Source organism: Methylobacterium sp. NEAU K, from assembly GCF_030700285.1.
In the GTDB taxonomy this organism is placed as follows: domain Bacteria; phylum Pseudomonadota; class Alphaproteobacteria; order Rhizobiales; family Beijerinckiaceae; genus Methylobacterium.
The window spans coordinates 53,499-74,392 of the sequence record NZ_JAUYZJ010000002.1; the positions used below are offsets into that span (position 1 = coordinate 53,499).

25 protein-coding genes are annotated in these 20,894 nt (G+C 70.4%); 21 read left to right on the forward strand and 4 right to left on the reverse strand.

The window, feature by feature from the left end:
* Positions 1–39 precede the first annotated feature (39 nt).
* Positions 40–312, reverse strand: coding sequence for a bacterioferritin-associated ferredoxin (locus tag Q8W67_RS01900; protein WP_305539877.1), 273 nt, complete (start codon positions 310–312; stop codon positions 40–42).
* Between the two features lie 238 nt (positions 313–550).
* Positions 551–1,168, reverse strand: coding sequence for a Holliday junction branch migration protein RuvA (gene ruvA, locus Q8W67_RS01905; protein ID WP_305539879.1), 618 nt, complete (start codon positions 1,166–1,168; stop codon positions 551–553).
* 137 nt (positions 1,169–1,305) lie between these two features.
* On the opposite strand from ruvA, the gene Q8W67_RS01910 reads away from it, so the two are divergent.
* The 17 genes from Q8W67_RS01910 to Q8W67_RS01990 all read left to right on the forward strand — a co-directional run bounded on the left by Q8W67_RS01910 (position 1,306) and on the right by Q8W67_RS01990 (position 16,095).
* On the forward strand, positions 1,306–1,947 hold the full coding sequence (locus Q8W67_RS01910; RefSeq protein ID WP_305539882.1) for a YceI family protein: 642 nt from the start codon (positions 1,306–1,308) through the stop codon (positions 1,945–1,947).
* A 64-nt stretch (positions 1,948–2,011) separates the two neighbouring features.
* Entirely contained in the window at positions 2,012–2,938 is a 927-nt protein-coding gene (locus tag Q8W67_RS01915; RefSeq protein ID WP_305539885.1) for an N-carbamoyl-D-amino-acid hydrolase, read from the forward strand.
* 18 nt (positions 2,939–2,956) lie between these two features.
* A complete protein-coding gene (locus Q8W67_RS01920; RefSeq protein ID WP_305539888.1) occupies positions 2,957–3,313 on the forward strand; it encodes a hypothetical protein in 357 nt (118 codons plus the stop codon).
* A gap of 178 nt (positions 3,314–3,491) precedes the next feature.
* On the forward strand, positions 3,492–3,806 hold the full coding sequence (gene rplU / locus Q8W67_RS01925; protein ID WP_305539890.1) for a 50S ribosomal protein L21: 315 nt from the start codon (positions 3,492–3,494) through the stop codon (positions 3,804–3,806).
* A 64-nt stretch (positions 3,807–3,870) separates the two neighbouring features.
* Positions 3,871–4,137, forward strand: a complete 267-nt coding sequence (rpmA, locus tag Q8W67_RS01930; protein ID WP_243965695.1) for a 50S ribosomal protein L27 — start codon at positions 3,871–3,873, stop codon at positions 4,135–4,137.
* A 186-nt stretch (positions 4,138–4,323) separates the two neighbouring features.
* Entirely contained in the window at positions 4,324–4,929 is a 606-nt protein-coding gene (locus tag Q8W67_RS01935; protein WP_305539894.1) for a GNAT family N-acetyltransferase, read from the forward strand.
* A gap of 124 nt (positions 4,930–5,053) precedes the next feature.
* Entirely contained in the window at positions 5,054–6,082 is a 1,029-nt protein-coding gene (gene obgE / locus Q8W67_RS01940; RefSeq protein ID WP_305539896.1) for a GTPase ObgE, read from the forward strand.
* A gap of 366 nt (positions 6,083–6,448) precedes the next feature.
* A complete protein-coding gene (gene proB, locus Q8W67_RS01945; RefSeq protein WP_305539898.1) occupies positions 6,449–7,564 on the forward strand; it encodes a glutamate 5-kinase in 1,116 nt (371 codons plus the stop codon).
* A gap of 161 nt (positions 7,565–7,725) precedes the next feature.
* Positions 7,726–9,024, forward strand: coding sequence for a glutamate-5-semialdehyde dehydrogenase (locus Q8W67_RS01950; RefSeq protein WP_305539900.1), 1,299 nt, complete (start codon positions 7,726–7,728; stop codon positions 9,022–9,024).
* Between the two features lie 19 nt (positions 9,025–9,043).
* The gene (locus Q8W67_RS01955; protein ID WP_305539902.1) at positions 9,044–9,718 is read left to right on the forward strand and encodes a nicotinate-nucleotide adenylyltransferase; all 675 of its coding nucleotides are present in this window, start codon (positions 9,044–9,046) and stop codon (positions 9,716–9,718) included.
* A gap of 147 nt (positions 9,719–9,865) precedes the next feature.
* Positions 9,866–10,165: a ribosome silencing factor gene (rsfS, locus tag Q8W67_RS01960; protein WP_370693796.1), complete on the forward strand. Its 300-nt coding sequence runs from the start codon at positions 9,866–9,868 to the stop codon at positions 10,163–10,165.
* An 11-nt stretch (positions 10,166–10,176) separates the two neighbouring features.
* Positions 10,177–10,671, forward strand: a complete 495-nt coding sequence (rlmH, locus tag Q8W67_RS01965; RefSeq protein WP_305539904.1) for a 23S rRNA (pseudouridine(1915)-N(3))-methyltransferase RlmH — start codon at positions 10,177–10,179, stop codon at positions 10,669–10,671.
* Positions 10,672–10,752: 81 nt separating this feature from the next.
* Positions 10,753–12,075: a murein hydrolase activator EnvC gene (locus tag Q8W67_RS01970; protein WP_305539906.1), complete on the forward strand. Its 1,323-nt coding sequence runs from the start codon at positions 10,753–10,755 to the stop codon at positions 12,073–12,075.
* Positions 12,075–13,415 (forward strand): S41 family peptidase, encoded by a 1,341-nt coding sequence (locus tag Q8W67_RS01975; protein ID WP_305539908.1) that lies wholly within the window; start codon positions 12,075–12,077, stop codon positions 13,413–13,415. Before Q8W67_RS01970 ends, Q8W67_RS01975 begins: the two co-directional genes overlap by 1 nt.
* Positions 13,416–13,590: 175 nt before the next feature.
* Positions 13,591–14,826 carry a divergent polysaccharide deacetylase family protein gene (locus tag Q8W67_RS01980; RefSeq protein WP_305539912.1) on the forward strand — a complete coding sequence of 412 codons (1,236 nt, stop codon included), beginning with the start codon at positions 13,591–13,593 and terminating at the stop codon, positions 14,824–14,826.
* A 78-nt stretch (positions 14,827–14,904) separates the two neighbouring features.
* Positions 14,905–15,441 (forward strand): RNA pyrophosphohydrolase, encoded by a 537-nt coding sequence (locus Q8W67_RS01985; protein WP_370693797.1) that lies wholly within the window; start codon positions 14,905–14,907, stop codon positions 15,439–15,441.
* 24 nt (positions 15,442–15,465) lie between these two features.
* Positions 15,466–16,095: a DUF2939 domain-containing protein gene (locus Q8W67_RS01990; RefSeq protein WP_305539918.1), complete on the forward strand. Its 630-nt coding sequence runs from the start codon at positions 15,466–15,468 to the stop codon at positions 16,093–16,095.
* 49 nt (positions 16,096–16,144) lie between these two features.
* Here the strand turns inward: Q8W67_RS01990 and Q8W67_RS01995 are convergent, their stop codons facing one another.
* Together Q8W67_RS01995 and Q8W67_RS02000 are read right to left on the reverse strand one after the other, a co-directional pair.
* The gene (locus Q8W67_RS01995; protein ID WP_305539921.1) at positions 16,145–16,549 is read right to left on the reverse strand and encodes a photosystem reaction center subunit H; all 405 of its coding nucleotides are present in this window, start codon (positions 16,547–16,549) and stop codon (positions 16,145–16,147) included.
* A 25-nt stretch (positions 16,550–16,574) separates the two neighbouring features.
* On the reverse strand, positions 16,575–17,006 hold the full coding sequence (locus Q8W67_RS02000; RefSeq protein WP_305539924.1) for a response regulator: 432 nt from the start codon (positions 17,004–17,006) through the stop codon (positions 16,575–16,577).
* Positions 17,007–17,213: 207 nt separating this feature from the next.
* On the opposite strand from Q8W67_RS02000, the gene Q8W67_RS02005 reads away from it, so the two are divergent.
* The 4 genes from Q8W67_RS02005 (at position 17,214) to Q8W67_RS02020 (ending at position 20,881) form a co-directional block, all read left to right on the forward strand.
* Positions 17,214–17,888 (forward strand): YoaK family protein, encoded by a 675-nt coding sequence (locus tag Q8W67_RS02005; protein ID WP_305539927.1) that lies wholly within the window; start codon positions 17,214–17,216, stop codon positions 17,886–17,888.
* Positions 17,885–18,898: a WD40 repeat domain-containing protein gene (locus tag Q8W67_RS02010; RefSeq protein ID WP_305539930.1), complete on the forward strand. Its 1,014-nt coding sequence runs from the start codon at positions 17,885–17,887 to the stop codon at positions 18,896–18,898. The genes Q8W67_RS02005 and Q8W67_RS02010 overlap by 4 nt, the downstream gene beginning before the upstream one ends.
* A 68-nt stretch (positions 18,899–18,966) precedes the next feature.
* Complete coding sequence (locus Q8W67_RS02015) at positions 18,967–19,491, forward strand: DUF2937 family protein (RefSeq protein ID WP_305539934.1); 525 nt, start codon at positions 18,967–18,969, stop codon at positions 19,489–19,491.
* A gap of 157 nt (positions 19,492–19,648) precedes the next feature.
* Positions 19,649–20,881, forward strand: a complete 1,233-nt coding sequence (locus Q8W67_RS02020; RefSeq protein WP_305539937.1) for a peptide ABC transporter permease — start codon at positions 19,649–19,651, stop codon at positions 20,879–20,881.
* Positions 20,882–20,894: the final 13 nt, after the last annotated feature.

The following is a 20,894-nucleotide window of genomic DNA, read 5'->3' on the forward strand; positions in this document are numbered from 1 at the left end:
CCAACTCCTTACTGCCTTTTCAAGCGGGGGGCATGGGCGTCAGGCCGCGATCACCTCCTCCGCAGCTTGGACCTTGACCAAACTGCAGGCGCTCGCGCAAGCCGTCGTGCAGGCATGGCCGCCATCGCCGGCCGCGGCCTCGCCCAGCGCGCTGCGCATGATGGCCCGGATCGTCCGGGCGCAGCGCCCGCATTTGGGGCTGCATCCCAGGCATTCGTAGACCTGCGCCGGGGTGCGGGGACAGCCGGGGCCCGGCGACAGGCACTCGCGCACCGCGCCATCGGACAGGACGTTGCAGGAACAGACGATCATGCGAGCCGCAGAACCCGTCTTTTCGAGCCTTTCCCGACCGCGTCGAGCTAGGCAATTCCGGACACGCCAGATTAGAACCACTGAAAAGTAGATGGCTTTTCAATGCCTTACTGGCGGAGCGGAGATGGCACCGCCGCCGCGCCGGGTCAAGTGAACACCAATCAAGACGGCTCGATTAGGTCGCCCACATCCGATCGGCGGCCCCGATCGACCGGATCCGGCGGCGAAGAATCCTGTGTCAGCGCGCGAGTTCACGCAGGCCCAGCCGAATGAGCACCTTGGCCTCGGCGGCTTCCCCGGCGCCCTTCAGGGCCGCCGAGATGGCGGCGGCGGCCTGCACCTGCGGGTATCCGAGATTCACCAGCGCCGAGATCGCGTCGGCAACCGGTTGGGGCGCGGCGCCCTCCTCTCCCGCGCCGGCGAGGGCGGCGAGGGCCGGATCCATCGGCGAGAAGGCGGGGGCCTTGTCCTTGAGTTCCGCGGCCAACCGGGCCGCCAGGCGCGGCCCGACGCCGGGCGCCCGGCTGATCGCGCCCTTGTCGCCCGTGGCGATGGCGGTGGCGAGCGCGTCGGGCTCCAGCACCGAGAGGACCCCCAGCGCCACGCGCGCGCCCACCCCCTGGACGGTCTGCAGGAGGCGGAACCACTCCCGCTCGGGATCCGAGCGGAAGCCGTAGAGCCGAATCATGTCCTCGCGGACATGCGTCTCGATGGAGAGTTCCGCCGGCTCGCCGACCTTGGGCATGCGCTGGAGCGTCCGCGCCGAGCAATGCGCGATGTAGCCGACGCCGGAGACGTCAAGGATCACGAAATCCTCGCCGAACGAATCCACCACGCCTCTGAGCTTGCCGATCATGCCACGCCCGCCCGCTGTCGCGGGGATGCCTATAGAAGCGTGGGCGGCTCCGCCAGACGCGCTTGAGCCCGGATGCGCTTCGTGAAATCAGGGCCGCAGCGACGGCCGGGCTAGGCCGGACGAGCGGGGAACCGACCATGCGCGCGCCCATTCTCGCCCTGATCGGCCTGCTGTGCCTCGGCTCCGCCCGAGCGGCGGACGATCCGCTGGCCGCGGCCGCGCCGAGCAAGGATCCGACCCAGGTCCGAGCCGGCACCTATGTTCTGGATCCGGACCACGGCAAGGTCACATGGTCGGTGAGCCATCTCGGCTACTCGACCTATTACGGCCAGTTCGCTGGCCTGACCGGCACGCTCGAACTCGATCCGAAGGCTCCGGAGAAAAGCCGTCTCGCTGTCAGCGTGGCGCTGAACGGCGTCGTCACCGGCAGCGCGCGGCTGAACGAGCATCTGGCCACCCCGGATTTCTTCGACACGGCCAAGTTCCCGACCGCGACCTTCACCGCCACCGCGGTGGAGGCGACGAGCCCGACCACCGCCCGGATCACCGGAGACCTGAACCTGCGCGGCATCAGCCGGCCGCTGGCGATCGACGCCACCTTCAATCAGGCGGGCATCCACCCCGTGGACCAGCGCTACACCGTGGGCTTCGACGGGCTGGCCGTGCTCAAGCGCTCGGATTACGGCGTCAACGCCTTCCTGCCGGCTCTGGGTGACGAGGTGAGCCTGCGCATCGAGGGTGAGTTCAAGGCCGCGCAGGAGCCTACATCCACGAGATGACGGACCGCCCATCACCGGTGTACGCAGCTGCGGTCGCTGCGTCGTACCGGAAAGATCGCCAGGCATGGCCGAACTCGTCGTCGGGGGCGCCCAGATGGGACCGGTCCAGCGAGCCGACAGCCGAGCGATCGTGGTGGCCCGGATGATCGCGCTGCTGGAGCGCGCCGCGGCCGCGGGTGTCGAGATGCTGATCTACCCGGAACTGGCGCTCACCACCTTCTTCCCGCGCTGGTACATGGCGGATCCCGTCGAAGCCGACGCGTTCTTCGAGCGCGAGATGCCGAACGCCGCCACCGCGCCGCTCTTCGCCCGGGCCCGGGAGCTTCGAATCGCGATCAGCTTCGGCTACGCCGAGCTGACCCCGGAGGGCCGGCGCTTCAACACCGCGATCCTCACCGACCGGGCCGGCCGAATCGTCGGCAAGTACCGCAAGATCCACCTGCCGGGTCACAGCGAGTACGACCCGGAGCGCAGTCACCAGCATCTCGAGAAGCGCTACTTCGAGCCGGGCGACCTCGGCTTCCCGGTCTGGCGCAACGCGGGCGTCGTGATGGGCATGGCGATCTGCAACGACCGGCGCTGGCCCGAGACCTACCGCTGCCTCGGCTTGCAGGGCGTCGAACTGGTCGTGATCGGCTACAACACCCCGTCCGTGAACAGCCTGAAGGGGTCGGAAGGCCTCGAAAGGCGGATGTTCCATTCGGACCTGTCCCTGCAGGCGGGCGCGTACCAGAACGCAACCTACGTGGTCGGCGTTGCCAAGGCCGGGATCGAAGACGGGCACCGGCTGATGGGCGGCTCGATCATCGTCGATCCCGACGGCGTCGTTCTCGCCCGCGCCGAGACAGAGGACGACGAGTTGATCGCGGCGCCGTGCGACTTCGCCGCCTGCGCTTTCGGCAAGAGCACGATCTTCGATTTCGCCCGTCACCGCCGCCCGGAGCATTACGGGCGCATCACGGCGCAGACCGGCGCCACCGTGGAGGTCTGAGCATTGCGCGGTCTTAGGATGATTTGGACGCTGGTCCTGACCGGACCGGCCTGCGCGCAGGTTCCGGCCCCGGCGGTACCGACGACGGCGCTGGACGGCTATGCTGAGGCGGCGGCGACCACGATCATCGCCGAGCAGTCCTGCCCCGGCATCCAGGTGAAGGCCGGGCAGCTCACGACCCTGCGGCTCGCCGCCCGGGTCGGTGCGGCGCAGGAGGCCATCCTGCAGGAGAAGCTGCGGACCCGGGCTTCCCAGGTCCGGCAGCAGCTCGCCGCGGACGGGCGGGAGGCGTGGTGCGCGCAGGCCCTCGCCGCCTTCGGGCCGCAGGGAAGCGTCGCGAAGGGCATCCTGGCGACCGGCGCACCGATCCGCTGAGCCGTCCAGGATTGACACCGGACGACACGGCCCCTACTGACCCGCTATGGCGCGCGGCCTCCACGATGAGGTCCGCGCGTTTCGCGTTGTCCGGGCTCCGACCCGTTCAATGACTTCAAACAAGAAGCCGGTCCAGGGGCAGCCGCCCCGGAGGCCGTTCGAGAACACGAGAGCAACGATGTTCGCAGTCATCAAGACGGGCGGCAAGCAGTACCGCGTCGCCGCCAACGACACCATCACCATCGCCTCCCTGGCCGGCGAGGCCGGTGAATCCGTGACCTTCGGCGAGGTCCTGCTGTTCGCCGATGGTGCGGGCGCGACGCAGGTCGGCGCGCCGACCCTGTCCGGCATCAGCGTCACGGGCGAGATCGTGAGCCACGGCCGCGACAAGAAGGTGATCGCCTTCAAGAAGCGCCGCCGCCAGAACTCGCGCCGCAAGCGCGGCCACCGCCAGCACCACACCGTGGTGCGTATCACCGGCATCACCGCGTGATCGAGCGCGGGCCCCCAGCGAGGCCCGCGATCCGCGCGACACACACGCATTCGGAGCAGATCCCATGGCACACAAGAAAGCAGGCGGCTCGTCCCGGAACGGCCGCGACTCGGCAGGCCGTCGCCTCGGCGTCAAGAAGTTCGGCTCGGAGGCTGTGATCCCGGGCAACATCATCGTGCGCCAGCGCGGCACCAAATGGCATCCCGGCACCAATGTCGGCATGGGCAAGGACCACACGCTGTTCGCGCTGGTACCGGGCCACGTCCGCTTCGAGACGCGCCGCGGGCGCGACTTCGTAGCAGTGACCCCGCTGGCCGAGGCCGCGGAATAAAAGGCGGGCGCCCGAGCGGCGAAGCTGGCGTCCCGCCCGGTGTCCCACACCGGACCGGAGACGTCGATGCCGAGCCCCTGACGGGACGGATCGGACGGAACGCCGGGGAGGATGGGACACCATCCTCCCCTTCGTCGTCTTGAGGCGTCGCCCCGCGAGACGGGTGCGTCGCCCTGCGAGGGCACGATGTTCCCCGATCTCACCCGTGACGACGTCTTCCGGATCGAGACGCGCCGGCTCTGGCTGCGCTGGCCGACCGCCAAGGATGCTCCGGCCATCACGAAGCTCGCGGGCGAGCGAGACGTGGCCGAGATGACCGACCGGATCCCCCATCCCCTCGAGCGGCACGCCGTCGACGCTTTCGTGCTACGGCTGCGGAGCGCCAACAGCACCGGCACCGGCCTGACCTTGGCGCTCGCCCAGCGGGCGGCCCCGACGAGCCTGATCGGTCTCGTCGAGATCTCAGGCCACGACGGGGCACCGCGACTGGGCTACTGGCTCGGTCGGCCCTGGTGGGGCGCCGGATTGATGAGTGAGGCGGCGCGGGCCCTCGTCCACGCCTACTTCGCCTATGCGGGCGGGGAACGGATCGAAGCCTCGGCGCTACCGTCGAACCCGGCTTCGCGTCGTGTCCTGGAGAAGGCCGGCTTCGCGTGGACCGGACGCGGGCCGCAAGCCTGCCCGGCTCGCGGCGGCGACCGGGAGATGGATCGCTTCGGCCTCGAGCGCGGCGCCTGGGCGGCGGCGGCTGCGGCACTTGTGCCTGAACCGGAACTCGCGGCTGTTTGGTAAACCATGACCGGCCGGCTCCTCTCCAGACGGAGAGGGGCCCTTCGCGGCGCCGGCTGCCCCGGCGTACCATATGTCTACTTCGGCGACCCCGGGTTGCCGATGCCAGCGAACGACGAGACGAGCCGTGAAATTCCTCGACGAAGCCAAGGTCTATGTCCGCTCCGGTGACGGCGGCCCCGGCTGCGTCTCGTTCCGGCGGGAGAAGTTCATCGAGTTCGGCGGCCCGAACGGGGGCGACGGCGGACGCGGCGGCGACGTGTGGGTCGAGTGCGTGGAGGGCCTCAACACCCTCATCGACTATCGCTACCAGCAGCACTTCAAGGCGAAGAAGGGCGAGCACGGCATGGGCTCGAACTGCCACGGCGCCAACGGTTCCGACGTGGTGCTGAAGGTGCCGGCCGGCACGCAGATCTTCGCCGAGGACGGCGAGACCCTGATCGCCGATCTCACCGAGGTCGGCCAGAGGATCCGGCTGGCCAAGGGCGGCAACGGCGGCTTCGGCAACGCCTACTTCACCACATCCACCAACCGCGCCCCGAAGCACGCCAATCCCGGCCTGGAAGGCCGGGAGATGTGGATCTGGCTGCGGCTCAAGCTGATCGCCGATGCCGGCCTCGTGGGGCTGCCGAATGCCGGCAAGTCGACCTTCCTGGCGAGCGTCACCGCCGCGAAGCCGAAAATCGCCGATTATCCCTTCACCACCCTGCATCCGGGCCTCGGCGTCGTGCGCTCGGACGGGCGCGAGTTCGTGCTCGCCGACATCCCGGGTCTGATCGAGGGGGCTCACGAGGGCGTCGGGCTTGGCGACAAGTTCCTCGCCCATGTCGAGCGCTGCCGGGTGCTGCTGCACCTCGTCGACGGCACGAGCGAACATGCCGGGAAGACTTACAAGCTGGTCCGCGGGGAGATTGAGGCCTACGGCAACGGGCTGGCCGAGAAGCCGGAGATCGTGGCGCTCTCGAAGGCGGACGCGCTCGATGCCGGCACCCTGAAGAGCCAGGTGGCCAAGCTGAAGCGTGCCGCCGGCCGTGCGCCGCTGGTCCTCTCTTCGGCCAGCCGCAAGGGCGTCCCGGAGGTGCTCCGGGCGATCCTGGCCGAGATCGACGCCAGCGCGCGGGCGGAAGCGCGCCCTGTGGCCGCCTGGCAGCCTTGAGCGACGGGGCGGCCGCTTGTTGCGCCGTCTCCGCGCGCGCTTACCGCGCCGTTCCGGTAGGTCCTTTTCGAGCATGAGGCTCCTTCAAGGACACTGTGTCATGGTCTCTATCTTTGAGTGTTCATGACGCAGTCTGAACATCGAGGCCTGTGTTTCAGGATCAGCAACGGGGAGCCCGCCATGCGATCCTGACGCGTGATCGCGTCGGAGGCCGTGATCGGCGCGCCTGCCCGGACATGCAAAGCCGCCTTCGGAACGGCGCGCCAACCTCTTTGGAGCCGAGGCTCGCGTGCATGCGATTCGGCCGCTGTTCAAGGGCGCGGTCTTCGTCCAAACCCCGTCGGGAAGCGATTCATTCGAAGAACCATGATCCCAGCCCTCGAAGAATTCCGTCGCGTCGTCATCAAGGTCGGATCGGCGCTGCTGGTCGACCGCGGCGCCGGCCGGCTGCGCCATGCTTGGCTGGCCGCCTTGGCTGAGGACATCGCCGAACTGCACGGCCGGGGCGTCGACGTGCTGGTCGTTTCATCGGGTAGCATCGCGCTCGGCCGCACGGTGCTCGGCCTTCCGCCGGGTGTGCTCAGGCTGGAGGAGAGCCAGGGCGCCGCCTCGGTCGGGCAGATCACCCTGGCCCGGCACTGGGCCGAGGCGCTCGGCCATCACGGCATCGTCGCCGGGCAGATCCTGGTGACGCCGCAGGATACCGAGGAGCGCCGCCGCTACCTCAACGCCCGGGCGACTGTGCTGAAGCTCCTGGAGATGCGCGCCGTGCCGGTCGTCAACGAGAACGACACGGTGGCGACCTCCGAGATCCGCTACGGCGACAACGACCGGCTCGCCGCCCGCGTCGCCACGATGATCGACGCCGACGTGCTGGTGCTGTTCTCCGACATCGACGGCTTGTACACCGCGCCGCCCAAGTCCGACCCGGACGCGCGCCACCTGGCCGTGGTCGAGCGCATCACCCCGGAGATCGAGGCGATGGCCGGTGGCCCCGCCTCGGAATTGTCCCGGGGCGGCATGCGCACCAAGGTCGAGGCCGCCAAGATCGCCGCCTCCGGGGGGACCCACCTCGTGATCGCGGACGGGCGCGGCAAGAATCCGCTGAAGGCCGTGCGCGAGGGTGCACGCTGCACGTGGTTCCTTTCCGGCTCGACGCCGACCGCCGCCCGCAAGACCTGGATCGCCGGCTCCCTGGAGCCGCGCGGGACGCTGACGATCGATTCCGGGGCCGCGAAGGCCCTGCTCGGGGGCGCCAGCCTGTTGCCGGTCGGCGTGCGGGCGATCGAAGGCAGCTTCTCGCGGGGGGACGCGGTGATGATCCGCGATCCCGACGGCCGCGTGCTCGGCCGCGGCCTGGTCGCCTACGACAGCGCCGAAGCTGCGCTGATCATCGGCCACCCGAGCGCCCGTATACCCGAATTGCTTAACTATCCGGGTCGGGCCTGGATGGTGCACCGCGATGATCTGGCAATGCTTTAGCCAGAATCGATTCTCATCAATTGTTTCGAGATCTCGCAGGACGCGATCTTTGTCACGAGCCGCGGGCGGCCACGCTTGTCGTCTCGTCGCACGATGTGCAAATACCGCTCACACCCATGTCGGGCCGGACCAGTGGCCCCCGAGAATCCGAGGACGCCAGCGTGCCCGTCCTGAACCTGAGATCCGACTTCGCCGAGGCCGAGACCCTGCCGGAGCAGATGGCGGCGATCGGCCGCCGCGCCCGCTCGGCCGCGCGCCGCATGGCCATCGCCTCGGCTCAGACCAAGGACAAGGCCCTCCGGCTGATCGCTGAACGCCTGCGGGCGAATGCCGACGAGATTCTGAGCGCGAACGCGCGCGACGTCGCGGCTGCCGGTCAGGCCGGCCAGACCGCCGCGTTGGTCGATCGGCTCACGCTCGATCCCGGCCGCCTCGCCGCTATGGCCGACGCCGTCGACAAGGTCGGTTCGCTGGCCGACCCGGTCGGCCGACAGCTCGCCGCTCTGGAGCGTCCGAACGGCCTGCTGATCGAGCGCATCGCGGTGCCGCTCGGCGTGATCGGCGTGATCTTCGAGTCCCGCCCCAACGTCACCGCGGATGCCGGTGCGCTCTGCCTCAAGGCCGGAAACGCCGCGATCCTGCGGGCCGGATCCGACAGCCACCGCAGCGCCCTGGCCATCGCCAAGGCGATGAGCGAGGGTCTGGTGGAGGCGGGCCTTCCGGCCGACGCGATCCAGCTGGTGCCGACCCGGGACCGGGCTGCGGTCGGATTGATGCTGACGGGCCTCGACGGCTGCGTCGACGTGATCGTGCCCCGGGGCGGGCGCGGCTTGGTCGAGCGCGTCCAGGCCGAGGCCCGGATCCCGGTCTTCGCCCATCTCGACGGCATCAACCACGTCTATGTCGCGGCCGGGGCGGAGCTTGATATGGCGCGCCGCGTGCTGCTCAACAGCAAGATGCGCAGGACCAGCGTCTGCGGCGCCGCCGAGACTCTGCTGGTCGACCGCGCCTGCGCGGCGACGCACTTGGCGCCCCTGGTCCACGCGCTGCTCGATGCCGGCTGCGCCGTGCGCGGCGACGCCTCGACCCGGGCGGTCGACCCGCGGGTGACCCCTGCCTCGGAGGCCGATTGGCACACCGAGTATCTCGACGCGGTCATTGCGGTGCGCGTCGTCGACGGGATCGATGCGGCGATCGAGCATATCGAGACCTACGGCTCGCATCACACTGATGCGATCATCACGGCGAATCGGGCGGAGGCGTCGCGCTTCCTCGCGGAGGTCGATTCGGCGATCGTCACCCACAACGCCTCGACCCAGTTCGCCGATGGCGGTGAGTTCGGCTTCGGGTCCGAGATCGGCATCGCCACGGGGCGTATGCACGCCCGCGGGCCCGTAGGGGTCGAGCAGCTGACCACTTTCAAGTACCGCGTCCACGGCAGCGGCCAGATCCGTCCGTGAACGTTGCCAAAGTCCCGGCGTGCGGCTGATCCTGCCGCCGAGCGCCCCCGGCATGCGGATCGGCCTCTACGGCGGATCCTTCAATCCCGCCCATCTCGGCCACCGGCACGTCACCCTGACGGCGCTGCGGCGGCTCGGGCTGGATCGGGTATGGTGGCTCGTGAGCCCGGGCAATCCGCTCAAGAGCCGGAGCGCGCTGCCGCCCGTGGAGGCGCGCTGCGCCCAGGCCCGGGAAATCGCCCGTCACCCCCGCATCGCCGTCACCGGCGTCGAGGCGGCGCTGGGCGTGCGCTTCACGGTCCAGACCCTGCGCTACCTGACGAGGCGCTGCCCCGGCGTGCGATTCGTCTGGATCATGGGGGCTGACTCCCTCGACAATTTCCACCGCTGGAAAGGCTTCGCCGAGATCGCCCGTCTCCTGCCGATCGCGGTCATCGACCGGCCCGGCTTCACGATGGCGCCGCTGAGCGCCCGGGCCGCCCACCGGCTGGCAGGGGCGAGGGTTGCCGAATCGGGCGCCCGGGCTCTGGCGACGCGCGCACCGCCGGCGTGGACGTTCCTGCACGGGCCCCGATCACCCCTGTCCTCGACGGCGATCCGCAACGGTCAGCGCGGAACGCGTCTCCGGCCGGACCCCATGCAGTTGCAATCGACGCACGATGTCGCCAATTTCATACTGGTTCGCGAGGCCTGACCGGTCGTCGCGACATCACGAGGAATCAGGACGCTGCCCGAGACCATTCGCACGGAGACCATCCGCACCACTGCCCCCGCTCCGGACGATGCCGGCTTTGCCCGCTCGGACGACCTGAAGGCTCTCGCCCTCGGCTGTCTCGACGAGATGAAGGCCGAGGAGACCATCGCGATCGACCTCGCCGGCAAGACCTCGCTCGCCGACACCATGATCATCGCGTCGGGCCGGTCGCAGCGTCACGTCGGCTCGATCGCCGACAAGATCATCCAGGAGATGAAAAGCCGCGGCTTCGGCAACGCTCGGGTCGAGGGCCTGCCGGCCTGTGACTGGGTTCTGATCGATGCTGGCGACGTGCTCGTGCACATCTTCCGTCCGGAGGTGCGCGGCTTCTACAATCTCGAGAAGATGTGGGGCGCCGATCGTCCGGTGGGGCTCGCGGCCGGCTAGCGTCCTAGGAATTGCGCCTCGTCCTGGCAGCGATCGGACGGCTGAAGGCCGGCCCGGAGCGTGAACTCGCATCACGATATCGCGACCGCGCCGCACAGTTGGGTCGCGGCCTCGGCTTTACAGCCTGCGACAGCGTGGAGATCGCTGAATCCCGGGCCCGCCGGGCGCCGGATCGCTGTTCCGAGGAGGCAGCCTCGCTCCTCGCCCATCTCCCGCCAGGCGGAATCCTGGTAGCCTACGATGAGCGGGGACGGTCCGACATCCGCAGCGAGGCCCTGGCCGGACGTGTCGCCGGATGGCGGGACGCCGGGCGGCCGGCGCTGGTGGTGGCAATCGGCGGCCCGGATGGCTTGGACGCCTCAATTCGGACCCAGGCGGAGCTGATCCTCTCCTTCGGGGCCGCCACCCTGCCCCACGGACTCGTGCGCGTGCTCGCCCTCGAACAGATCTACCGCAGCCTGACCATCCTTGCCGGCCATCCGTATCATCGCGGCGATCCGGGCTGAGACGCCGTGAGGACGCGCAAAATCGGCACGCCCCGCCCGATCCGGCGATCCGGTCGCGGCCCGAAGCGAAGGCGCCCGAGCGTGCTGCGTGCCCTCCTCCTCGTCGTCGTCGCCTGCGCGGCCGTTCCATCGTGGGCCGAGGATCCGGCGCCCGGCGCGGAGGCCGAGAAGATCCAGCGTGCCAACGAGGAGCGCGAGCGCCGGGCCGAGAACCTGAAGCGGGTCCAGGACGCGCTGGCCGCCAGCGCCGGCCAGCGCACGCAATTCGAATCCGAGATCGCCGCCATCGGCTCCGACCGGGCGAAGCTCGACGCCGCGCTGATCGATGCCGGCCGGCAGGCGCGGGCCACCGAGGATCGATTGAGCCGCCTGGAAGAGCGCCTGAAGGCGATGGGTGAGAGCGAGGCCGCGATCCGGCACTCGCTGCAGGCCCGCCGCGGGATCGTCGCCGAGATCCTCGCGGCCCTTCAGCGGATGGGTCGGCGGCCGCCGCCGGCGGTTCTGGTGAGCCCGGAGGACGTGCTGGCGGTGATCCGCACCTCGATGTTGCTCGGGGCCGTGGTGCCGGAGCTGCGCGGCGAGGTCGACACGCTGGCGGCCGATCTCACCGAGATGATCCGCCTGCGCGGCTTGATCGCGCAGGACAAGGAAGGCCTTGCCCACGACCTCGCCGGCTGGGCGCGCGAGCAGCAGCGGCTCCAGGCCCTCGTCGCCGCCCGCCGAGCCCGCCAGGCCGAGATCGAGAGCGGCCTCGGCGCGGAGCGGCGCCGCGCGGCCGAACTCGGCGCCCAGGCCAAATCGCTGAAGGATCTGCTCGACCGCACCGAGGCGGAGGTCGCCGCCGCCAGGAAATCCGTGGAGGAGGCGAAGGCCGCGGCCGAGCGCGAGAGCCGCGTCACCCAGGAGCGCTTCGCCGCCGCGGGCTTCCGGGATCCGGCGCGGCTGGCCCCGAAAGTGCATTTCGCGGAGGCGCGGGGCGATGTGCCGCGGCCGGTGAGCGGGCGGATGGCGCGGGCCTTCAACCAGCCCGACGGCAACGGCGGGACCACGCGCGGGGTCTCTTTCACGACGCGGCCGAAGGCGTCAGTGTCGTCTCCGGCCGACGGCTGGGTTCAATTCGCGGGGCCGTTCCGGTCCTATGGGCGTCTCTTGATCATCAACGCGGGCGACGGCTACTATCTTTTGCTCGCGGGGATGGATCAGATCAACGTCGAGGTCGGCCAGTTCGTGCTCGCGGGCGAGCCGGTTGGCAGCATGGGTGAGGGAAGCGCAGGCCCGTCCGGGTCTGAGGGCGATCCGACCCTGTACGTCGAGTTCAAGAAGGATGGCGGCTCCATCGATCCGGAGCCGTGGTGGGCGAAGAGCCCCAGTGACAAGATACTTGGCGAGAAGGTTCGCGGCTGATGCGCAAGACGTCCCTGATCATGCTCGGCGCCTTCCTGGGCGCCGGCACCTCCATGGTGGCGACCCAGACCGACTTCCTGTCGGGGCCCCGGGCCGTCGCCGCCTCGGCCGAGACTTATCGCCAGCTCAGCCTGTTCGGCGACGTGTTCGAGAAGGTCCGAACCGATTACGTCGAGAAGCCCGACGAGTCGAAGATGATCGAGGCGGCCGTCAATGGCATGCTGACCTCGCTCGACCCGCATTCGAGCTACATGGACGCCAAGGCGTTCCGTGACATGCAGACCACCACCCGCGGCGAGTTCGGCGGGCTGGGCATTGAGGTCACCATGGAGGACGGCCTGATCAAGGTCGTTACCCCGATCGACGACACGCCGGCCGCCAAGGCGGGCCTGCTGGCCAACGACATCATCACCCAGATCGACGACGACCAGGTCCAGGGCCTGACCCTGAACCAGGCGGTCGACAAGATGCGCGGCCCGGTGAACTCGGCCGTGAAGCTCAAGATCTCCCGCAAGGAGTCGAAGGACCCGATCGACGTCACGCTCACCCGCGACGTGATCAAGATCAAGCCGGTGCGCTCGAAGGTCGAGGGCGGCGACGTCGCCTATATCCGCCTGACCCAGTTCAACGAGCAGACCTTCGACGGCATGCGGGCGGCGATCGACAAGCTGTCGAGCGAGATCGGCGCCGACAAGCTCAAGGGCTACGTCATCGACCTGCGCAACAACCCGGGCGGCCTGCTCGATCAGGCCGTGATGGTGTCGGATGCCTTCCTGGATCGCGGCGAGATCGTCTCGACCCGCGGCCGCAACCCTGACGAGACCCAGCGCTTCTCGGCCAAGTCCGGCGACCTGACCAAGGGTAAGCCGATCGTCGTCCTGGTGAACGGCGGCTCGGCCTCGGCCTCCGAGATCGTGGCCGGCGCCCTGCAGGATCACAAGCGCGCGACGATCCTCGGCACGCGCTCCTTCGGCAAGGGCTCGGTACAGTCGATCATCCCGCTCGGCGGCTCAGGCGCCCTGCGTCTCACCACGGCGCGCTACTACACGCCGTCGGGCCGATCGATCCAGGCGAAGGGCATCGAGCCCGACGTCGAGGTCACGCAGGACGTGCCGGACGAGCTGAAGGGCAAGGACGAGACCAAGGGCGAGGCCGGGCTGAAGGGCCACCTGAAGCAGAAGGATACCGACGAGCGCGGCGGCTCCTCCGCCTACATCCCGCCGGATCCGGCCAAGGACAAGCAGCTCCTCTCGGCGGTCGATTTCCTGCATGGCATACAGAAGGGCGCCGCCAACGGCACGGCCGCCCCGCAGCAGCAGAAGCCCAGCCTGCCGAACTGACCGGCGCAGGCCTCGGACAGCGACCCAACAACCCCGCCCGGCCAATCTGCCGGGCGGGGTTTTTCATGGGGCATCGGGGCGTTAGCGGAAGATTAACCATACTGGACGGCTATGGTTGTGAGGATGCGCGCCGCCCCTTTCGGCGCGTGGGACGCGATCCCGCATCGAGTGCCGCTTGACCGAGTCAACCGACGATATCCTCACGCGCCCCCTCGGGGTGCCGGAGGCCGGAGCGCCGGAGCGGCCCACGGGCCGGTTCGGGCGCCTCGTCGCGCCGCTGCGCCGGCCCAAGGTCGCGGCGGGCGCCATACTGGCCACCCTCGTCGCGGCGACCGGGCTGGTGCTGGCCCTCGGCGATCCCCACGGTGGCGAGCCCCGCGTGGAGGTCGCCATCGCCCAGCGCGAGCCGCTGGCCCGCCAGGCTGCCGCGCCGGTAGCAGTCGTGCCCGAGCGTCCGGTCGCCCCGGTCGTCCAGGCAGGGAATTCCCTGCAGCGGAGCGCCGATGAGATCGAGACCGCGTCCGGCGTGACGGTCGTGCGGCCGCCGGGCTCCGGCCCGAGCGAGGCCGTGGTGATCCGCGTGCCCCCGCCGAACGCACCACGCCTCGCCCCGGCTCCGGATCCGCGCATCAGCGAGCAGGGCCGGCATGGCCTGATGCCGAAGCTCGGCGAGGGCCGCGTCCGCGCCCTGGATGTCTACGCCCGGCCCGAGGAGCCCGGCATAGGTCCGCGCATCGCGATCCTCGTGACCGGGCTGGGGGTCGGCCAGGCGGCCACCGCCGGCGCCACGGTCCGGCTGCCGCCCGCGGTGAGCCTCGCTTTCCTGCCCTACGGCGGAGAGGCGGAGCGCGCCGCGGCCCGGGCCCGCGACGCCGGTCATGAGGTCTTCCTTCAGCTGCCGATGGAGCCGTTCGACTATCCCGACAGCGATCCCGGTCCGCAGGCTCTGCTTACCGCCCTGAAGGGCCCGGAGAACGCCGATCGGCTCGCCTGGTCGATGGCCCGCTTCCCCGGCTACGTGGGGGTCGCGAACTTCATGGGTTCCAAGATGATGGCCGACCCGACCTTCGAGCCGGCGCTGCGCGAGATCGGGGCGCGCGGCCTCGGCTTCCTCGACGATGGCACGGGCCCGAAGCCTGCGCTCGTCAACAAGAGCCGCACGCCGGTCGCCCGGGCCGAGATCGTCCTCGACGCCGTGCCGCGCGCCGAGGCCATCGACGCGGCGCTCAGCCAGGCCGAGGCCCGGGCACGCGCGAACGGATTCGCCCTCGTTTCCGCCAGCGGCGCGGCGCTCACCGTCGATCGGATTGCCCGCTGGGTCCGGGACCTCGATACCCGCGGCCTCCGCCTCGTCCCGGCGAGCGTGGCCCTGCGCGGTTCGGCCGAGAACCGAGTCAGCACGGCCAATTGACCCTGCCTCCGGCCCCGCATTCGGCCCGACGGCGTTGCCGCGCCACTTGCCCCTGACCTATGGTCCTGCGCGATGACCATGGATCCTGAATCGGGCGGCGCGCTGCCCTACCGCCCCTGTGTGGGCGTCGCGCTGATCGCGCCGTCCGGAGGCGTCTTCGTCGGGCGTCGCAGCAAGGATGCCGGCCCGGAGCACGTGGCGGGCCCGCATATGTGGCAGATGCCCCAAGGCGGCATCGATCCCGGCGAGGATCCCGAGATGGCCGCGCGCCGGGAGCTCTTCGAGGAGACGAACGTGCCGGCCGACGCCGTCCGGCTGCTCGGCGAGGTCCCCGACTGGCTCGCCTACGACCTGCCTCCGGCCGTGATGAAGCAGGCCTGGAAGGGGCGCTATCGCGGCCAGTCGCAGAAATGGTTCGCCTACGGCTTCCTGGGCAGCGAGCACCAGATCGACGTGCTCAGCCCCGGCGGCGGTGCGCACAAGCCCGAGTTCGATGCGTGGCGGTGGGCGCGGTTCTCCGAGCTGCCCGAGCTGATCGTGCCGTTCAAACGCCCGGTCTACGAGAGCGTCGTCGCCGCCTTCGCGGACCTCGAGAGCTGGGCGACGCGGCCGTGACGCCGCCGCAGGGGTCCTAAGGGGGTGCGCTGGCTCGCGATCCCGCTCTGCCTTGCGCTGGCCTGGCTCGCCTTCACGGTGAGCCCGCTCTGGTCGCTCTACGATCTGGCGCAGGCCGTTCGCCGGCACGACGTGGCCTACATCGAGACCCACGTGAATTTTCGGACTCTGCGGCTGTCCCTGGTGCGCCAGATCACCGCCGCCGTGCGCTCGGCTTCCGACACCGACCTGGAGCTGGAGCCCCGGGACCGTCAGCGCCTCAATGATGTCGCCTACGGACTCGCCCTGGCGCTCGCCGAGACGCTGGTCACGCCCGAGACCGTGATGGACCTGCTCGACAACGGCTGGCCCGACAAGCTCGACATCGAGCGTCCCGCCGCCCTGCGCCCGGAAGGGCTGGCGATCCGCAACCTCGGGCGGCTGGTACCCTACTACACGGCACTGGAGATGCGCGGCTTCCGCGCCGTGGTGATCCCGGTACCGCCCGAGGCCCCCCGCGCCGAGCGCACGCGGATCCGGCTCCGCCTGCGCGGTCTCAGCTGGCGGCTCGTCGATATCGAGATGGCGGAAATCCTGCGCGAGCAGATCGCCGCCAAGCTCGGCCGGGCGCTGGCTCGTGCCAAGATCGGGGCGAGCGTCGGGGAGGATCGATAGACGTTCGCCAGATGTGAGGGCGCCGACGAGATCCGGCGCGCCTCCGACCTCAATTCGCCTTGGGTCTGGCGGGCGCCTTGGCGGGTGCGGACACCTTCTCGTCTGCGGGTGCCTTGGCCTTGGGCTCGCGGGCCTCGACCAGGCTCTCGGCCTTGTCCTCGTCGGTATCGCCGCCCTGTTCGATCGTCTTGTCGGGATTGGCGAGCAGCGACTTCGCGATCCCGAGCAGGACCTCGCATTCACCGGGAAACTTGTAGGTCTCCAGCACGATCGCCGCATCGCGCAGCGTGCGCAGGTCGCGCACCGTCTGGGCGTTGGCGTCCTCGCGCAGTTCCTTCTTGTTCGCGATGGCTTCCTCGATCTGGGCGCCCTTCACGTCGCAGGCGGCCCGGGCCGGGAGAACGTTCGCCGCGAGGGCGAGGGCGAGGCCGGTTGCGAGAAGGGGCGGCCGCATGGCGGATATCCTCAAAGATCCAGGGTCAGGCGTGATGCGGGTGCGTGGTGCGCAGGATGTCGTTCGTGAGCGCCACGAGTTGGCTCGGACGGTAAGGCTTCGGCACGAAGACTGATTCCGGGACGGCATCGCATGGCGACAGGCAGGCGCGCCCGCCCGACGTGTAGACGACAGGCAGCCCCGGGGATTGGCTGCGCGCCCGGCGGGCCAGGGAGAGCCCATTCGTGTTGCGGGCGAGATCGATATCGGTGAAGAGCATGTCGACGCTCTCGCGGGCCAGGATCGCCTCCGCCTCCCAGGCATCCGCGGCGGTGAGCACCCGATAGCCCTCCTCGAGGAGCGCCTCCGCGGCCAGTTCGCAGACGGTCGGCTCGTCCTCGACCACCAGGATGGTGGCGGCGGCCGGGTCCAGGGCTGGCATGGACGGGCAGGCGAAGGCGGCGGCGAACGGAATCATGACGCAACTCCCACTCACCCGGCGGGGGCGCGGGGTCCCCGTGCCGGATCGAAGGAGCAACGGGCCCCTCCGCCGCGGCGTTCGCCGTGTTTGCATCGAATTGCCCGGACTTGGTGAGCGGCTCGTTAACCCCACCCCGGCATCCATGAACGGAGCCGCCCAAATGGTTAACGGGGCGTTACCGGAATGCCGCAAGAGGGCGGATTCGTGAACCGCAGCTGGCAGCTGGGCACCGGTCTGCTCCTCACCGGTCTCGCCGGATACGTCGACGCGCTGGGGTTCGTGCGGCTCGGCGGGCTCTACACCTCGTTCATGAGCGGCAACACCACGCAGCTCGCGGTCTTCGGCTCGGAGGGCGAGTTGCACCGCATGGTGCTCCCGGCGATCCTGATCCTGGCCTTCCTGATGGGCTCGGTCCTCGGCAGCGGGCTGTCGATCCTGGTGCCGCACCGGTGGGCGACGCCGGCGGTGCTCGCCTACGAGTCCCTGCTGATCCTCGGCGGGCTGGGCCTGGGCCTCGAATCCCCTGAGCTGGGGCTGGCCGCCTTCTTCGTCGCGGTCGCGATGGGCTCGCAGAACGCCGTCCTGGCACAGGTGCGGGGTTTCCGCGCCGGAACCACCTTCGTCACCGGGGCCCTGTTCAGCCTGGGCCAGAAGATCGCCCAGGCGCTGACCCGCACGGGTGATCCGTTCGGATGGATCGGCGACGGGGTGGTCTGGCTGTCCCTGTTGCTCGGTGCCTTCCTGGGAGGGCTCGCCTATCAGGCGTTCGCCCTCTACGCCCTGATCGCGCCGGCGGCGCTCGCGGGCGGGATGTCGCTGGTCACCAAGATCCTGGTCATGCGTGCTGGCCCTCCGGCCGTGAAGGTTGAGTCGATATGAGCAGCCCCTTGAGCAACCCTTCCCTCACGAGCCACGTCACCCCGCTGGAGCCCGGCGCCCACGTGGTCGCGGCGCATTTCCTCAAGGAGGAGCCGGCCTTAGCGCTGAGCGACGGCTCCGTGGCGCTGGTGCGGGGCGAGGCTCTCGACCGCCTGGCCGCCCATCCCGACGGCGGGATCCTGGTGGCCGCTTGCGGCAGCGACCGCTTGGTCACCGGCGGCGACGACGGCCGCGTGGTCGAGATCCGCGCCGGCGGCGGGATGGCGCAGCTCGGCCTCGCCAAGGGAGGCGCCTGGATCGACGCGCTGGCGCTCCACCCGGACGGCGCCGTCGCCTGGTCCGCCGGGCGTGCGGTCGTCGCGCGGGACGCCAAGGGCCGGGAGCGCACCTTCACGGCGCCCTCCACGGCCCGCGGCCTCGTCTTCGCCCCGAAGGGCTACCGGCTCGCCATCGCCCACTACAACGCCGTCAGCCTCTGGTACCCGAACCTCGAGACGCCGGCCGAGGCGATCAGCTGGAAGGGCTCGCATATCGACGTGACCTGGTCGCCCGACGGCCGCTTCGTGGTCTCGACCATGCAGGAGAACGCCCTGCACGGCTGGCGCCTCCAACCGGATCGCGGCCACATGCGGATGTCGGGCTATCCCGGCAAGGTCCGCTCGGTGTCGTGGTCGTCGGACGGGCAATGGCTCGCCACCGGGGGCGCGGAGGCGGCGATCGTCTGGCCGTTCGACTCGAAGGAAGGGCCGACCGGGAAGGCCCCGCGGGAATGCGGCGTCCGTCCCGCCCGGGTCTCGCGCGTGGCGTTCCACCCGAAGGCGCCGGTGCTCGCCGTGGGCTACGAGGACGGCTGCATCCTGCTGGTCCGCTTCACCGACGCGTCCGAGCTGCTGGTGCGTCCGGCCGTCCAGGGCAGCGCGGTCACGGCTTTGGCCTGGGACGGGCGCGACGGCCGGATGCTGTTCGGCTGTGCCGACGGGAAGGCCGGCCTGCTGACGCTGCCCGCCTGAACCCGGCTGGAACCGCGGCAGCCGCCGTGCTCTTTGTCGGAGGTCGATTCGCGCGCCGGAGGCCAGAAGTGTTCCGCGTCATCCGCACTCTCGGCCTCGCGCTGGGCCTGCTCGGCGGCGTGGTCGCGGCGCAGGCGCCCGAGTTCGCGCAGCAATACGGTCAGCGGCTCGGCGGGGCCGTGGACGAGCTGCGCCGGCAGGTCGCGGTGCTCGAATCCGACGCGCAGGCCAGCGGCACCACGCGGGACGGTGCGGTCGATCGGCTGCGCACCAATCCGGATCAGCTCGTGGCGCGGCGCGGCGACGCCGCCCAGGCCGACATCGCGCGGCTCGCCCGCCTGAGCGCCCAGCAGCAGGCCCTCGCCTCGGGGACGAGTCCCCTGGGCCGGGTCGTGGCGATGCTGCGCGACCCGGACGTGCCGGTGGCCGAGGCCGCCTATCACGACTTCAGCCCCGCGGTGCCGACCACAGCCGATGGTCTCGCGGCCGCGCTGATCGGCTTCCTGGCCGCCTGGGGAGGCTGGCGCGTGATGTCGGATGTCGGGCTGCGGATGGTCCGCCGGCGGCCGCGCCAGACCGCGACCGTGGCCTGACGCGCTGGATTGCACAAACCGTAGGCAGCGCGCAGGTGCGCTGCCCCGGTATTACGGCGAGCGCGGTCGGGGGTGTGGCCCAACGTCTACAGCGACTTGCGTGAGCCTTGCGTACCTAGCGTAGATCCGGCCGCCCCGGTCCGGGAGAAGGCGCAAGATGCCGCGTGCGTCGAACTCCACCACCATCGATCCGGCACTCGACGCCGCCGCGCTGCTGCGGCGCATCGGCTTCTTCGGCCTGTTCGTGATGCTGCCGGTGCTGGCGCAGGTCGCCCGCCGCGCCTCCGTGATCCTGGCGCCGATCGCCGTGGTTCTCCTGATCATTGCCAGCGCGATCGACCGGCGGCAGCGTCCGGTCCGCCCGGCGGTGTCCCGGCTCCTGACTGCCCCGGCCTTCCTGGCCGGGATGCTGGTGGTCCTCTGGTCCGCGCTCTCGCTGACCTGGACGCCGTTCCTCGGGCCCGCGGTGGAGCGGCTGGCCAATCTTTCGGCCACGATCGGGCTGGCCCTGCTCGGCTATTTCGCCCTGCCCGACCGGATGCGCTCGGCGAACCTCTACCTGTTGCCCCTCGGCGTCGTCGCGGGCGCCATCGTGGCGATCGTCCTCGGGGTGTTCGGCGCCCACATGGCGCCCCCCGGGATCGACGACGACGGGGCGCTGGACCGCGGCCTGATCTTGCTGATCCTGCTGGTCTGGCCGGCGCTCGCATGGCTCCGGTCCCGGCGCCGCGACCGCGAGGCACTCGGGCTCGCCCTGCTGGTCGCCATGGCGCTGACCGTCCAGCCGGACGCAACGCAGATCGCAGCCCTCGCCACCGGCACCCTCGCCTTCGCGGTGACGAGCTATCGGCCGAAGCTGGGCGTCATCCTGACGGCGAGCCTGTCCGTCGCCCTGCTGGCGGTGGCGCCACTGCTGCCGTTCCTGGCCCGGCCCGTGGGCGCAGCCCTGTTCGGGCCACTGGCCCCCGCCGTGCTGTCGCTGAAGAGCTGGCAGAAGGTCGTGACCACAGAGCCTGTGCGTCTCATCACCGGCCACGGCCTCGAGACCGCCCTGCGCGGCCGCCTGGTCGGCCTGCTGCCTCTGAACGCTCCGACCACCGCCCTCTTCGAGTTCTGGTACGAGCTCGGCATCGTCGGTGCGCTAGCGGCGGCCTTCGCGCTCTACGCATCGATCCGCCGGGCGGGCCGCGACGTCCCGGCCCTGATCCCGGGCGCGATGGGCGGCTTCGCCACCGCCTTCACGGTGGCCTGCCTCGGCGTCGGCCTCACGGCGATCTGGTGGCTGAGCGCGCTGGCCATCGCCATCGTGGTGTTCGTGGCGGTGGAGCGCGGCCAGTTCCGCACGAGCCGTCCCAAGGTCGCCAAGCTGCACCGCCTCCGGGAGACCTGAGGACGCGCGGAGG

Excerpts from the sequence above, each read along its gene's own strand:
- Q8W67_RS02020 (WP_305539937.1), top strand. The coding sequence starts at position 19,649 with ATGCCGCGTGCGTCGAACTCCACCACCATCGATCCGGCACTCGACGCC.
- Q8W67_RS02000 (WP_305539924.1), bottom strand. The coding sequence starts at position 17,006 with ATGATTCCGTTCGCCGCCGCCTTCGCCTGCCCGTCCATGCCAGCCCTG.
- ruvA (WP_305539879.1), bottom strand. The coding sequence starts at position 1,168 with ATGATCGGCAAGCTCAGAGGCGTGGTGGATTCGTTCGGCGAGGATTTC.
- Q8W67_RS02010 (WP_305539930.1), top strand. The coding sequence starts at position 17,885 with ATGAGCAGCCCCTTGAGCAACCCTTCCCTCACGAGCCACGTCACCCCG.
- Q8W67_RS01975 (WP_305539908.1), top strand. The coding sequence starts at position 12,075 with ATGCGCAAGACGTCCCTGATCATGCTCGGCGCCTTCCTGGGCGCCGGC.
- Q8W67_RS01920 (WP_305539888.1), top strand. The coding sequence starts at position 2,957 with ATGATTTGGACGCTGGTCCTGACCGGACCGGCCTGCGCGCAGGTTCCG.
- Q8W67_RS01915 (WP_305539885.1), top strand. The coding sequence starts at position 2,012 with ATGGCCGAACTCGTCGTCGGGGGCGCCCAGATGGGACCGGTCCAGCGA.
- Q8W67_RS01935 (WP_305539894.1), top strand. The coding sequence starts at position 4,324 with ATGTTCCCCGATCTCACCCGTGACGACGTCTTCCGGATCGAGACGCGC.
- rsfS (WP_370693796.1), top strand. The coding sequence starts at position 9,866 with ATGAAGGCCGAGGAGACCATCGCGATCGACCTCGCCGGCAAGACCTCG.
- proB (WP_305539898.1), top strand. The coding sequence starts at position 6,449 with ATGATCCCAGCCCTCGAAGAATTCCGTCGCGTCGTCATCAAGGTCGGA.
- Q8W67_RS01985 (WP_370693797.1), top strand. The coding sequence starts at position 14,905 with ATGGATCCTGAATCGGGCGGCGCGCTGCCCTACCGCCCCTGTGTGGGC.
- rplU (WP_305539890.1), top strand. The coding sequence starts at position 3,492 with ATGTTCGCAGTCATCAAGACGGGCGGCAAGCAGTACCGCGTCGCCGCC.
- Q8W67_RS01910 (WP_305539882.1), top strand. The coding sequence starts at position 1,306 with ATGCGCGCGCCCATTCTCGCCCTGATCGGCCTGCTGTGCCTCGGCTCC.
- Q8W67_RS01900 (WP_305539877.1), bottom strand. The coding sequence starts at position 312 with ATGATCGTCTGTTCCTGCAACGTCCTGTCCGATGGCGCGGTGCGCGAG.
- Q8W67_RS01995 (WP_305539921.1), bottom strand. The coding sequence starts at position 16,549 with ATGCGGCCGCCCCTTCTCGCAACCGGCCTCGCCCTCGCCCTCGCGGCG.
- rpmA (WP_243965695.1), top strand. The coding sequence starts at position 3,871 with ATGGCACACAAGAAAGCAGGCGGCTCGTCCCGGAACGGCCGCGACTCG.